The 12,344-nt window shown below is 36.6% G+C and carries 15 protein-coding genes; 14 read left to right on the top strand and 1 reads right to left on the bottom strand.

Features of this window, described 5'->3' with window-relative positions; translation table 11 throughout:
• Window positions 1-430 precede the first annotated feature (430 nt).
• From A6B44_RS05780 to A6B44_RS05765, 4 genes are read left to right on the top strand one after another with little or no spacing between them, the layout of a single operon-like run.
• Window positions 431-1,030: a TetR/AcrR family transcriptional regulator gene (locus A6B44_RS05780; RefSeq protein ID WP_090922350.1), complete on the top strand. Its 600-nt coding sequence runs from the start codon at window positions 431-433 to the stop codon at window positions 1,028-1,030.
• 40 nt (window positions 1,031-1,070) lie between these two features.
• Entirely contained in the window at window positions 1,071-2,126 is a 1,056-nt protein-coding gene (locus A6B44_RS05775) for an HlyD family secretion protein (protein ID WP_090922348.1), read from the top strand.
• Window positions 2,119-3,042 carry an ABC transporter ATP-binding protein gene (locus tag A6B44_RS05770; protein WP_090922397.1) on the top strand — a complete coding sequence of 308 codons (924 nt, stop codon included), beginning with the start codon at window positions 2,119-2,121 and terminating at the stop codon, window positions 3,040-3,042. The genes A6B44_RS05775 and A6B44_RS05770 overlap by 8 nt, the downstream gene beginning before the upstream one ends.
• Window positions 3,039-4,175 (top strand): ABC transporter permease, encoded by a 1,137-nt coding sequence (locus A6B44_RS05765; protein WP_176673486.1) that lies wholly within the window; start codon window positions 3,039-3,041, stop codon window positions 4,173-4,175. The genes A6B44_RS05770 and A6B44_RS05765 overlap by 4 nt, the downstream gene beginning before the upstream one ends.
• A 2-nt stretch (window positions 4,176-4,177) precedes the next feature.
• Here the strand turns inward: A6B44_RS05765 and lpxL are convergent, their stop codons facing one another.
• Complete coding sequence (lpxL, locus tag A6B44_RS05760; protein WP_090922346.1) at window positions 4,178-5,122, bottom strand: LpxL/LpxP family Kdo(2)-lipid IV(A) lauroyl/palmitoleoyl acyltransferase; 945 nt, start codon at window positions 5,120-5,122, stop codon at window positions 4,178-4,180.
• A 201-nt stretch (window positions 5,123-5,323) separates the two neighbouring features.
• Here lpxL and hpf point away from each other — a divergent pair, with 201 nt between their 5' ends.
• From hpf to iscX, 10 genes are all read left to right on the top strand, one after another.
• Complete coding sequence (gene hpf, locus A6B44_RS05755; RefSeq protein WP_090922344.1) at window positions 5,324-5,638, top strand: ribosome hibernation-promoting factor, HPF/YfiA family; 315 nt, start codon at window positions 5,324-5,326, stop codon at window positions 5,636-5,638.
• A gap of 163 nt (window positions 5,639-5,801) precedes the next feature.
• Window positions 5,802-6,221, top strand: coding sequence for an Rrf2 family transcriptional regulator (locus A6B44_RS05750; protein ID WP_090922342.1), 420 nt, complete (start codon window positions 5,802-5,804; stop codon window positions 6,219-6,221).
• A gap of 45 nt (window positions 6,222-6,266) precedes the next feature.
• Window positions 6,267-7,481: an IscS subfamily cysteine desulfurase gene (locus A6B44_RS05745; RefSeq protein WP_090922340.1), complete on the top strand. Its 1,215-nt coding sequence runs from the start codon at window positions 6,267-6,269 to the stop codon at window positions 7,479-7,481.
• A 28-nt stretch (window positions 7,482-7,509) separates the two neighbouring features.
• Entirely contained in the window at window positions 7,510-7,890 is a 381-nt protein-coding gene (iscU, locus tag A6B44_RS05740; RefSeq protein WP_090922338.1) for a Fe-S cluster assembly scaffold IscU, read from the top strand.
• A 119-nt stretch (window positions 7,891-8,009) separates the two neighbouring features.
• Window positions 8,010-8,333, top strand: a complete 324-nt coding sequence (iscA, locus tag A6B44_RS05735) for an iron-sulfur cluster assembly protein IscA (protein WP_090922336.1) — start codon at window positions 8,010-8,012, stop codon at window positions 8,331-8,333.
• A gap of 19 nt (window positions 8,334-8,352) precedes the next feature.
• Window positions 8,353-8,874 (top strand): Fe-S protein assembly co-chaperone HscB, encoded by a 522-nt coding sequence (gene hscB / locus A6B44_RS05730; protein ID WP_090922333.1) that lies wholly within the window; start codon window positions 8,353-8,355, stop codon window positions 8,872-8,874.
• 241 nt (window positions 8,875-9,115) lie between these two features.
• A complete protein-coding gene (locus A6B44_RS05725) occupies window positions 9,116-9,793 on the top strand; it encodes a DUF2625 family protein (RefSeq protein WP_090922331.1) in 678 nt (225 codons plus the stop codon).
• A gap of 87 nt (window positions 9,794-9,880) precedes the next feature.
• Window positions 9,881-11,734, top strand: coding sequence for a Fe-S protein assembly chaperone HscA (gene hscA / locus A6B44_RS05720; protein ID WP_090922329.1), 1,854 nt, complete (start codon window positions 9,881-9,883; stop codon window positions 11,732-11,734).
• A gap of 14 nt (window positions 11,735-11,748) precedes the next feature.
• Window positions 11,749-12,090, top strand: coding sequence for an ISC system 2Fe-2S type ferredoxin (gene fdx / locus A6B44_RS05715; RefSeq protein ID WP_090922327.1), 342 nt, complete (start codon window positions 11,749-11,751; stop codon window positions 12,088-12,090).
• 13 nt (window positions 12,091-12,103) lie between these two features.
• Window positions 12,104-12,307: a Fe-S cluster assembly protein IscX gene (iscX, locus tag A6B44_RS05710; RefSeq protein ID WP_090922325.1), complete on the top strand. Its 204-nt coding sequence runs from the start codon at window positions 12,104-12,106 to the stop codon at window positions 12,305-12,307.
• The last annotated feature ends 37 nt before the right edge of the window (window positions 12,308-12,344 follow it).

Raw genomic sequence — 12,344 nt, 5'->3', positions numbered from 1 at the left:
TATAGGAAAAAATCCATAATATGTCCCAATATAGCGGTCACATCAAACCAATAATTTGCAAATTGATAATGAAACGCTGTAAATAAATTGATGGGGCATTTAATTTTACGACAATATTCACACCCTGTACGTGGCGGTCAGATATACGCAAACTAACGTTTGCTAATGCTGACCCTACAGTTATTTATTATAAATCAACATCTTATAGAAAGTATCGTAGGGGAGGATTAGCAAACTTGTTTGCGTATATCCTCCCACTGCTCAATATAGAAACGCCCACAAAACATCATTAGACATAAAATATAGCGGTCACATCAGACCAAGAATTTACAAATTGATAATAAAACACTGTAAATGGATTGACAATATTAATAGTTTTATTTAAATTACTAACCAGTCAGTTAGTAATGGTTTTGATATAGGGTAAGTAATGAAAAGAGCAAATAATGAAGCTGGAAAAATTTTTAGAGAGCAAACCATCTTAGATGCAGCCCTTACTTTATTTGCTAATAAAGGTTTTCAAGCAACTAAGATGGAAGAAATTGCTACTGTTGCAGGTATTTCCAAAGGCACTATTTATCTCTATTTTGATAATAAAGAAGCATTGTTTCGTAAGTTGATTACTCAACAAATTGGTGAAAAAATGCAAGATTGGGTAATAAAACTTCAAGAAGCACAAACGTTATCAGATGTGTTTGAACAAATGGCGGATGAAATGGTGATTCTCATTACTGAAACATCTTTACCAAAATTATTGCGTATTTTAATCAGTGAATCAGCAATTTTTCCTGAAATGGTTATGTTTTACCGTAAATCTGTGATTCAACCTTGGCAGATCGCTTGGAGTCAAAAACTGGGAAATGATGAGCAGGCAGAATGTTTGTTTAAATTAATTATGGCTCCTTATGTCTTTAGTATTTTATCGCAGGAAATATTTTTTGCTGATCAACCAAATGATAAAGAAGCATTACGGCACTTATTTATGACTCAATTCAAGATGATTGAAAATTTGTTACAGGTAAAAAATTAAACTATTTCACTTAAATATACCCATAAAATGGAGGAACTCTATGTTTAATGATAATAGAAAAAATAGTTATCAATATGGGATATGGTCTGGCTCATTATGGAGTTTAACCTTTATTTTTGTATTAGGTATAATTTCTCTTATATTAATAGCACCATTCTCTCAAGCAACTTCCCCATCATCAACAAACCTTAGTGAAACTAGCAAAAATACTGCTCATTATTATACTGGATATATCGAAGGGGATTATCGATTTATTGCTGCGCCTAGTTCAGGTTGGTTAGAAGTAATGCCTCATCGTGTGGGGGAACACTTATCAACGAAAGAGCTTGCTTTTGTTATAGAAGATGAATTACAGCAGTTAGATGTGGATAAAGCACAGGCACAGGCACAGGTTAATACTGCAAAAGGGCAATTGATGGATTTAAAAAGTGGTAAACGTGATGAAGTTATCGCTAAATTTAATGCTCAACGTGGTGTATTACAAACTAAACTTACTCAAGCTATTATTGATGCTAAGCGTAACAAAAAGTTAGTGGCACAAAAATCGATTTCTTTGATTGAAGCACAACATTCACAAATAAAAGTTGATGAGTTTAAGAAACAGATTGACGTTATTGATGCGGACATTGCACTTGCTCGGCTTTCTGCACGTGATGGGGCATTAATGAGTGGACAATCACAATTAGCGTTGGCACAGGCGAGGCTAGCACAGGCTAAAATAGCACAAGCACGGCGTAAAGTTTATAGTCGCATAGATGGGGAGATTAGTGCAATTTATCGTCATACAGGTGAATGGGTACAAGCAGGCCAAGTTGTCATAAAATTGTTACCTACAAATGCTCGAAAAGTAGTCTTTTATGTGTCAGAAGAGGAAATCAGTCATTGGAAAATTAATGATAAAGTGATGGTGAGTGCTGATGGTGCTTCGCCACGAATGGCGACTATTCGTGAAATTGATGATAGAGCGAGCTTTACACCTCCTGTGATTTACAGTGAAGATACTCGTACCAAACTCGTATTTCGTGTGGTGGCATATTTTGATAATGATGAAGAAAGTTTGCCTGTAGGATTACCAGTGAGTGTTTATGATGTCTGATTTTGCAATTGATGTAACAGGTTTATGTAAATCATTTAATGGTAAAGTTGCTGTAGATAATATCTCTATTGCTCAACCTAAAGGTAGTGTTTGGGGATTTTTAGGTCCTAATGGTTCAGGTAAAACAACTTGTATTCGTTTATTGTGTGGTCTGCTACAGGCAGATAAGGGAGAAGGGCAATGTTTGGGGTTTAATTTTCGTCAGCAATCAAGGGAAATTAAGCGTCGCACTGGTTATATGACACAACATTTTAGCTTTTGGCAGGATCTAACGGTACGAGAGAATTTAATGTTTGTTGCTCAGCTTTATAATTTACCTAAAGCTCGTCAGTTAGTTGCAGAACAAATGGAAACCTTTGGACTAACGCTACGCCAACACGAACTTGCTGCGGCGTTATCAGGAGGTTGGAAGCAAAGACTGGCGTTGGCAGCAGTAACCCTTCATAGACCACAGCTTCTACTACTAGATGAACCAACTGCTGGTGTAGATCCACGAGCAAGACAAGAATTTTGGGCAATGATCCACGATTTTTCTCAATTACAAGACATTACTGTTTTAGTCTCCACACATTATATGGACGAAGCAGAACGCTGTGATCATATTGTTTATTTAGCTTATGGTCAGCTATTGGTGCAAGGACGAGTTGATGAAATTATTTATCGTTCAGGTTTACAAGCACGACATAGTCGTTTGGGTGATGATGTTAGACAGTATTTACCTATACTGCAAGCAGATCCTAATATTGAAAGGGCAACGTTTTATGGTGGTAGATTACACGTAGTGAGCCGTGATCCTCATCTGCTTGATACAGCATTACACCGTCTTTATCATCACCTTGAATGGGAGTCTGAAACGCCTACACTTGATGATGCTTTTATTAGTTTAGAATTAGACAGTGGAGGGGATAAGCGATGAAAAACTCTTTCCGTTCTGTATTGGCTCGTATTGGTGCGATGGTGTATAAAGAGTGGCAACAAATGCGTCGTGATCGTCTAACTTTTGGTATGTTAATTGGGATTCCAGTTATCCAACTGATTTTGTTTGGCTATGCGGTTAATTTACAACCAAAACATTTACCACTTGCGGTACATAGTGAGGAACATACTGATATTACTCGAAGTATTATTGCGACTATGACGCACTCGGATTATTTTGATTTGGTTATCGAAGAGCCAAATGCCTCGAAAACAACGGCTTTGTTGCAAGCAGGTAAAGTTAATTATGTTCTCTCCATTCCAGCAGGGTTTTCTCAAGCAGTCGTTCGTGGGGAGAGACCTTCTTTATTACTTGAAATTGATGCCAGTGATCCTGCTACAAGTGGTGTAGGCGCGTATTTTTCAGGAATGATTACTTATGCACTTCAACCTTTTATGAATGATCCTCGACAAATTCCCCCAACGGTTTCACCTGTTAATATTGTGGTTCACAATGTTTTTAATTCACAGCTTGAAACTCGATTTAATGTTGTTCCGGGGTTGTTAGGAGTTATTATTACAATGACAGGTATTATGATCACGGCTATTACGATGACACGTGAACGAGAGCGTGGCACGATGGAAAATTTACTTGCAATGCCTGTTCGCCCATTTGAAGTGATGATCGGAAAAGTCATTCCATATATTATGGTGGGTTTATTGCAATCACTAATGATTATTGGTGCTGCTCTGTGGCTATTTAATGTACCTTTTATTGGCGATACAACTGTTTTAATTGCTGGATTATTACTGTTCTTATTTACTAATCTGACATTAGGATTTACTTTTAGTACTATTGCCACTTCGCAGTTACAAGCACTACAAATGACGTTCTTTTTCTTTCTGCCCTCAATAATGTTATCAGGTTTTATGTTTACTTTTCGTGGTATGCCAATTTGGGCACAGTATTTAGGAGAAGTCTTACCCCTTACCCATTTTTTACGGATTATTCGTGGGGTAATGCTAAAAGATGCCAGTTGGCAGATGTTAATAGCAGAATTTGGTGCAATTTTAGTATTTTGGTTATTCTCTATTTCAATTGCGATGTTACGCTACAAAAGAACATTAAACTAATTTTAATCATATAAACTTGGGTCATCTTCATTTGGACGAGTTTTAAAGCGTCTATGTAGCCACATATACTGTTCAGGAGCATTCATTATTTCTTTTTCTACCACCTTATTCATTAAGGTAGCTGTGTCAATATCATCTGTACAGTGACTGAAATCGACAGGGGGGCTGACCGTTAATGTATAACCTGTTCCATCAGCATTACGAATTGGTGAGAAAGGGATAATCACGGCATTAGGAGCAGAACGTAGTAACATTCTTGTCCCCGTTGTTGTTGCTGTTTTTTCTATGTTGAAGAAAGGAACAAATACGCTAGATTTTCTACCATAGTCGTGATCAGGTGCATACCAAATCATCTCTCCTTGACGCAGTGCTTTAATCATTCCTCGTAAGTCATTGCGGTTTAACATTGCTTTATTAGAACGCACTCGTCCACGAAATTGAATCCAATCAAGCAAAGGATTATCATTAGGGCGATAAACACCAATACCTTGATGGTGTAATCCCATAATTCTTGCTCCTAACTCTAAGGTTAAAAAATGTACGCCAACTAAAATAATCCCTTTTTGATCTTTTTCAGCTTGTTTAAGGTGTTCTATTCCTTCAAATTTTGACCATTTTAGAATCCGTTTATCCGACCAAAACCACGCCATTCCTGTTTCAATAATTGCCATTCCAATAGATTCAATATTTTTTTCAATTAATTGTTCTATTTGGTTTTGAGTATATTCAGGAAAGCATAATTCTAAATTACGTTTTGCTATAGCGGTACGATACTTTCCAAATTTTGCAAATTTAAATAAGTAGCTAAATCCTTTTGCAATTTGTACGAGTAGGGGATAAGGAAGCAGTAATACTAAACGAAAAAAGCCTAATCCTATCCATAATCCCCAGTATTTTGGATGTAAGAATATTTTTTGAAAAGGGAGTGATTTATTTTTATTGTTCATTTTTTCTCAATTTTTATGTTTATTTTTACTTACTGGAGGATGATTATAATCAATAAATGCATAAAAGTGTTGTTTAGTTCAAATTTTTTAAGTTTTTTATGTATTTTTTCTTTTAAATACTTGAAATTTTTTCAGATAAGAATTAAGTTAGAGGTATCTTGAAACGACCAATCTGGGTCAATAATAGAGAGGAAAAGTACTATGACTATTAATATATCAAGTAAACAAATGGATATCACTCCAGCCATCCGTAGCCATATTGAAGGGCGTTTAGCTAAACTAAGAAAATGGCATACCCAGTTAATTAATCCTCATTTTATGATACATAAATTGCCCAAATCTTATGAAGTAGATGTAACTATTGGTACACCGAATGGTGATTTATTTGCTAAGGCGGAAGAGGACGATCTTTATAAAGCAATTAATAGTGTAGAGCAAAAATTGGAAGTGCAACTGAATAAGCAAAAAACAAAAGCAGAAGCACGTCGCACTGATCAGAGCTTGAATGTCGATTAGTCTTTCGTGTTATTGTGTTACAATCTAAGCCCATAATTTTTGATTATGGGCTTTTTAATTTGTAAAACCTTTCAGTGTAATTATTAAATCTAATGTTAAAATTACTTGACTAAAATAGTCAGGTATATAAAATTATACCTTATATATGTAAGTGGGGTATTTTATGAAGTTAACGTCAAAAGGTCGCTATGCAGTGACTGCTATTCTTGATATTGCGTTATATGGTCAGTCAAAACCAGTAAGTTTATCGGATATTTCGGAGCGTCAAGCTATCTCTCTTTCTTATTTGGAGCAATTATTTGGACAGCTGCGTCGTAAAGGAATCGTGTGTAGTGTACGTGGACCAGGTGGGGGATATCAGTTAAATAAAACTGTCTCAGAAATTAATGTGGGAATGATTGTAAGAGCCGTGAATGAAAACCTTGATGTCACTAAATGTAAAGGGAGTGGAAATTGTAGTAGAAACTCTCTTTGTTTAACCCATTCGTTGTGGGAACGTTTAGAAGATCAAATTGAAGAATTTCTTTATACCATTTCGATAGAAGAATTAGTATTAGAACATTCACGTAACAAAAATGTATAAATAGAAATGGTTATACCATTTTTTAATTAGTACTTAGGAGCAAAAATGAAATTACCGATTTATTTGGATTATGCAGCAACCACACCGATGGATCAGCGTGTCGCAGATGAAATGATGAAATATATGACCAAAGACGGAATTTTTGGTAATCCAGCCTCTCGTTCGCATAAATTCGGTTGGGAAGCGGAAGAGGCGGTTGATATCGCACGTAATCATATTGCCGATTTAATTGGTGCAGATTCACGTGAAATTGTGTTTACTTCTGGTGCTACGGAATCAGATAACCTTGCAATTAAAGGGGCTGCACATTTCTATCAAACCAAAGGCAAACATATCATCACTTGTAAAACCGAGCATAAAGCAGTATTGGATACTTGCCGTCAGCTAGAGCGAGAGGGGTTTGAAATTACTTATTTAGAACCAGAAAGCAATGGTTTGATTGACTTAGCAAAACTTGAAGCGGCAATTCGTGAAGATACGATTTTAGTATCAATAATGTTAGTGAATAATGAAATTGGTGTGATTCAAGATATTGAAACTATAGGTAAAATTTGTCGTAGTAAAAAAATCGTATTCCACGTTGATGGCACACAAGGTGTCGGTAAATTACCCGTTGATGTGAAAGCAATGAATATTGATTTAATGTCATTTTCAAGCCATAAATTATATGGACCAAAAGGCATCGGTGGTTTATATGTAGGACGTCGTCCACGTATCCGTTTAGAAGCGTTAATTCACGGTGGCGGACACGAAAGAGGAATGCGTTCAGGCACATTACCAGTACACCAAATTGTCGGAATGGGCGAAGCATACCGTATTGCTAAGTTAGAAATGGCAACAGAAATGGAACGCTTAACTGTGCTACGTAATCGTTTATTAGATGGATTTAAAGATATGGAAGAGGTCTATATCAACGGTTCAATGGAACAAGGTCTCGGTTCATTGTTAAATATCAGTTTTAACTATGTAGAAGGGGAATCAATGATGATGTCTTTGCGTGATTTAGCCGTTTCATCAGGATCCGCTTGTACTTCCGCGAGCTTAGAACCTTCTTACGTGTTGCGTGCATTAGGACGTAATGATGAATTAGCTCATAGCTCAATTCGTTTCTCTTTAGGGCGTTGGTCAACAGAGGAAGAAATTGATTATACCATTGAATTGGTGAAAAAAGCGGTCGGTAAATTGCGTGAATTATCGCCTCTTTGGGATATGTACAAAGAAGGTATTGATTTAAGCACTATTGAATGGTCAGCTCATTAACCAACAATTTAAACAAAAGGATATTAAAATGGCATATAGCGATAAAGTAATAGATCATTATGAGAACCCTCGTAATGTAGGTATCTTGGATAAACAAGATAGCCACGTTGGTACAGGAATGGTCGGAGCACCTGCCTGTGGAGATGTAATGCAACTTCAGATCAAAGTTGATGATAATGGCATTATTGAAGATGCTAAATTCAAAACTTACGGTTGTGGTAGTGCAATTGCCTCAAGCTCATTAATTACTGAATGGGTAAAAGGAAAATCTATTGCTGAAGCACAATCTATTAAGAATAGTGATATTGCACAAGAACTTGAATTACCACCAGTAAAAGTGCATTGTTCAATTCTTGCAGAAGATGCCATCAAAGCAGCAATTTCTGATTATAAAGAGAAAAAACGTTAAATTTCATAATGTAATGAAACGTATAAAATAAGGCGGTAGGATTTTGTAAATTTTTAACAAAATCTTACCGCTTGTTGGCAATTAAAATTGACTAAAAATTTGAATTTTAAGGAATAACAATGGGAATTACATTAACGGAAGCTGCCGCAAACCGTGTTCAATTATTTTTAGAAAAACGAGGCAAGGGTATCGGTTTACGTTTAGGTGTGAAAACGTCAGGTTGTTCAGGTTTAGCTTATGTATTGGAATTTGTTGATGAATTAAATGAAGAAGATCAGGTGTTTGAACAACACGGCGTGAAGATTATTATCGATCCTAAAAGCCTTATCCATCTAGAAGGAACAGAATTAGATTATGTCAAAGAAGGCTTAAATGAGGGATTTAAATATAACAACCCAAATGTAAAAGATGAGTGTGGTTGTGGTGAAAGTTTTTATGTATAGCCTTTAGAGTAAAATTATAATGAATAATCCTTTTGAACTATTTGATTTAGCGGTAACATTTGAAATTGATAATGCAAAATTATCAAAAAATTATTTAGCCTTACAAAAAGCCTTACACCCAGATAATTTTGCAACAGGCACAAGCCAAGAGCAACGCCAAGCAATGCAGAAATCCGCACAACTTAATGACGCATTACAGACCTTAAAAGATCCGATTTTACGTGCTGAAGCCATAATTGAAATTGCTACAGATGAAATTCAAAACATTGAACAAAAAAGCAATAATGACATTGAATTTTTAATGCAACAAATGCAATGGCGTGAAACATTAGAGCAAATAGAAATTGCAAAAAATGAAGAAAATCTGACCGCTTTCGCCACTGAAATTGAACTACAACATCAAGATATTCTTCATCAACTGACTATTACTTTAAAAAATAAACAATGGCAACAAGCCAAAACACTTTGTGATAAACTACGCTTTATAAAAAAACTAAATGTAGAAATTGAACGAGTAGAAGAGATTATTTTTGAGTTATAATACCGTAGAGACAGGGCATGCCCTGTCTTACGAATTGTTAGAATTATAGCTCCCTGAGCTTGTCGAAGGGGCGGAATATTAGGAACAGGCACTAATGCTTCGACAGGCTCAGCAACCGTGCCTAGTGATGATGTTTAAGTATTAATAATCAAAAGTATATTTTAATCGTGAATATGTCATTGGGTTACAAGTTGTAACCTAATTGAAAGAGAATTTTTAGTTTTAATAAGTGGGGATTAAAATGCAAGATTTAGAACAGCTAATTAATGTGCCAAAACCTGCGTGGGATATTTTGGAAACGTGGTTTGCTCAAACAAGAAATAGTTTTGAGATTTTAGAAAAAGATGATGAACGAGCAGCACAAGAGTTATTAACGTTGCAACTAAATATCGGTACACCGCTGGGTGCAGTGATTTTTGAAACAGGTGGTATTTTAGTTAAAAATGGTTGGTTACGTTTGCTAGGTTCAGGATCAAAAAAAATGGATCGAGGATTAACGGAATGGAACTATGGTAAAACTTTTGCAGAATCAGGTGAAAAACCGAGCTATTTATTAGTCGCAGATGATGTTATCGGTGGCTATTTTGCATTAAATTCTGGTGGTTTAGCAGGTGGATTAGGCAAAATTCATTATTATTCACCAGTAACAGAACAATGGAAAGACTTAAATTTAGGTTATTCAGAATTTTTAGGTTGGGCGTTAAATGCGGATTTAGATAGTTTTTATCAAGGACTATTTTGGGATAACTGGCAACAGCAAGTGAGCGGATTAAGCGGTAATCAAGTGCTAATTTTTACGCCTGAGTTGTCTTTTAAAACCGATAATCAACGTCATTCACAGGTTGTGCCGATTGAACGTCATTACCAAGCCACTTTTAAAACAGACGATAAATTTGGCGGAGCGTATTCCGTTAGCTAAATGTAGGGGCGGCATTAGGGCGTAGCCCGTATATCCGACCGTAAAATAAAGATTAAAAAGTAAATACAGAAAAGATTAGAGAAAATAATGGCATTATTACAAATTGCAGAACCAGGTCAAAGTGTTGAACCACACCAAGCAAAACTGGCGGTGGGAATTGATTTAGGCACAACAAATTCGTTAGTGGCAAGTGTGCAAAGTGGGCAAGCAACCATTTTAAATGATGAACAAGAACGCTCATTAATTCCGTCTATCGTACATTATGCGGATGAGAAAAAATTGATTGGCTATGAAGCCTTTGAAAAAGCGAGTGTCGATCCACAAAATACCGTGATTTCTGTGAAACGTTTGATTGGGCGTAGCCTGAGTGATATTCAACAACGTTACCCTAAATTACCTTATCAATTTACAGAAAGCGAGAATGGACTACCGTTATTACAAACCCGTCAAGGTAATAAAAGCCTTGTTGAGATTTCAAGTGATATTTTAAGTCATCTTAATTGCATTGCAGAACAACGTCTAGCAGGGGAGTTATCAGGTGTGGTGATTACCGTGCCTGCCTATTTTGATGATGCTCAGCGTCAAAGCACCAAAGATGCCGCTCGTTTGGCTGGTTTAAATGTATTACGTTTGTTAAATGAACCCACTGCAGCAGCCATTGCTTATGGTTTAGATAGCGGACAAGAAGGTGTGATTGCAGTTTATGATCTTGGCGGTGGGACTTTTGATATTTCTATTTTACGTCTATCTCGTGGCGTATTTGAAGTGCTAGCGACAGGGGGCGATACCGCATTAGGTGGCGATGATTTCGATCATCTGATTGCAAATTGGATCGTGGAACAATCTCAGCTTTCCCCACAAAATAACACCGAACAACGTGATTTATTAACCCTTGCAACCCAAATAAAAATTACATTAAGTGAAAAAGAAACTGCAATGGTTAGTTGGAAAGCGTGGCAAGGCGAATTATCAAAATTGCAATTTTCTGATCTAATCGCACCGCTTGTAAAACGCTCATTGATGACCTGTCGTCGTGCGTTAAAAGATGCTCAAATTTCTAACGATGAAGTGCAACAAGTGGTGATGGTCGGTGGTTCAACTCGTGTCCCTTATGTACGTGAGCAAGTCGGTACATTCTTTGGAAAAACACCGCTAACATCAATCGATCCTGATAAAGTCGTGGCACTTGGCGCAGCAATTCAAGCGGATATTTTGGTTGGGAATAAACCTGATTCGGATATGCTATTACTTGATGTTGTACCACTTTCACTGGGTATTGAAACAATGGGCGGATTAGTGGAAAAAATTATTCCACGTAACACTACCATTCCTGTGGCGAAAGCCCAAGAGTTTACTACTTTTAAAGACGGTCAGACCGCAATGACGGTTCACGTGGTGCAAGGCGAGCGTGAATTAGTGGCAGATTGTCGCTCATTAGGGCGTTTTACATTGCGTGGAATTCCACCGATGGTGGCAGGTGCGGCTCATATTCGCGTTACTTATCAAGTGGATGCAGATGGATTATTAAGTGTAACTGCAATGGAAAAATCCACTAAAGTGCAAGCCGCTATCCAAATTAAACCCTCTTATGGGTTAAGTGATGATGAAATCACTCAAATGATCAAATCGTCTTTTGAGAATGCTAAGCAAGACATTACGGCTCGTGAATTAGCAGAACAGCGAGTAGAGGCGGATCGTGTGATTGAAAGCGTGATTAACGCATTAAAAGCAAACGGTGCAGAACTGTTAAGTGAAGCAGAATTTCATCAAATTGAAAATGTGTTAGCAGAATTGGTTGAAATTAAGCAGGGTGAGGATCGTAGTTTGATTGCTCAAGGAATTAAAAAAGTCGATTTAGCCACGCAAGAATTTGCTGCACGAAGAATGAATGCATCAGTGAATAAAGCATTAACAGGTAAATTTGTTAATGAAGTTGAATAATAAAAGGAAAGAAAATGCCAAAAATAGTTGTTTTACCCCACGAAGAGCTTTGCCCAGAAGGTGATGTGATTGAAGCTAAAGAAGGTGATAATTTATTGAATTTAATGTTAGATAAACATATAGAAGTGGATCACGCTTGTGAAAAATCTTGTGCTTGTACCACTTGTCACGTGATTATTCGTGAAGGTTTTGATTCATTAAATGAAGCGACCGATCTTGAAGAAGATATGCTAGATAAAGCGTGGGGCTTGGAAATGGATAGTCGTTTAGGTTGTCAGTGTGTTGTGGGTGATGAAGACCTAGTGGTTGAAATTCCCAAATATACCTTAAATCACGCTAAAGAAGCAGAGCACTAGACTAGGAGTAATGATGAAATTAACTTGGCAAGATACGCAGGATATTGCAATTGAACTTTATGATCGAAACCCTGATTTAGATCCAACAACGGTACGTTTTACGGATATGCATCAATGGATTTGTGAGTTAGAGGGTTTTGATGATGATCCACAAAAGTCGAATGAGAAAATTTTAGAGTCTATTTTATTAAAATGGCTTGATGAATATGAAGACTAAAATTTGCAAATTTTAGTCTTAATGTGACCGCTTGTTT

Origin of the sequence: Pasteurella skyensis (genome assembly GCF_013377295.1) — a bacterium.
Lineage (GTDB): Bacteria > Pseudomonadota > Gammaproteobacteria > Enterobacterales > Pasteurellaceae > Phocoenobacter > Phocoenobacter skyensis.
Note: the sequence above shows the minus strand (reverse complement) of the source record. Positions and strands in the feature narration are given on the sequence as shown.

Excerpts from the sequence above, each read along its gene's own strand:
- iscU (WP_090922338.1), top strand. The coding sequence starts at position 7,510 with ATGGCATATAGCGATAAAGTAATAGATCATTATGAGAACCCTCGTAAT.
- A6B44_RS05780 (WP_090922350.1), top strand. The coding sequence starts at position 431 with ATGAAAAGAGCAAATAATGAAGCTGGAAAAATTTTTAGAGAGCAAACC.
- hscB (WP_090922333.1), top strand. The coding sequence starts at position 8,353 with ATGAATAATCCTTTTGAACTATTTGATTTAGCGGTAACATTTGAAATT.
- hscA (WP_090922329.1), top strand. The coding sequence starts at position 9,881 with ATGGCATTATTACAAATTGCAGAACCAGGTCAAAGTGTTGAACCACAC.
- hpf (WP_090922344.1), top strand. The coding sequence starts at position 5,324 with ATGACTATTAATATATCAAGTAAACAAATGGATATCACTCCAGCCATC.
- A6B44_RS05725 (WP_090922331.1), top strand. The coding sequence starts at position 9,116 with ATGCAAGATTTAGAACAGCTAATTAATGTGCCAAAACCTGCGTGGGAT.
- fdx (WP_090922327.1), top strand. The coding sequence starts at position 11,749 with ATGCCAAAAATAGTTGTTTTACCCCACGAAGAGCTTTGCCCAGAAGGT.
- iscX (WP_090922325.1), top strand. The coding sequence starts at position 12,104 with ATGAAATTAACTTGGCAAGATACGCAGGATATTGCAATTGAACTTTAT.
- A6B44_RS05745 (WP_090922340.1), top strand. The coding sequence starts at position 6,267 with ATGAAATTACCGATTTATTTGGATTATGCAGCAACCACACCGATGGAT.
- A6B44_RS05775 (WP_090922348.1), top strand. The coding sequence starts at position 1,071 with ATGTTTAATGATAATAGAAAAAATAGTTATCAATATGGGATATGGTCT.
- A6B44_RS05765 (WP_176673486.1), top strand. The coding sequence starts at position 3,039 with ATGAAAAACTCTTTCCGTTCTGTATTGGCTCGTATTGGTGCGATGGTG.
- iscA (WP_090922336.1), top strand. The coding sequence starts at position 8,010 with ATGGGAATTACATTAACGGAAGCTGCCGCAAACCGTGTTCAATTATTT.
- A6B44_RS05750 (WP_090922342.1), top strand. The coding sequence starts at position 5,802 with ATGAAGTTAACGTCAAAAGGTCGCTATGCAGTGACTGCTATTCTTGAT.
- A6B44_RS05770 (WP_090922397.1), top strand. The coding sequence starts at position 2,119 with ATGTCTGATTTTGCAATTGATGTAACAGGTTTATGTAAATCATTTAAT.
- lpxL (WP_090922346.1), bottom strand. The coding sequence starts at position 5,122 with ATGAACAATAAAAATAAATCACTCCCTTTTCAAAAAATATTCTTACAT.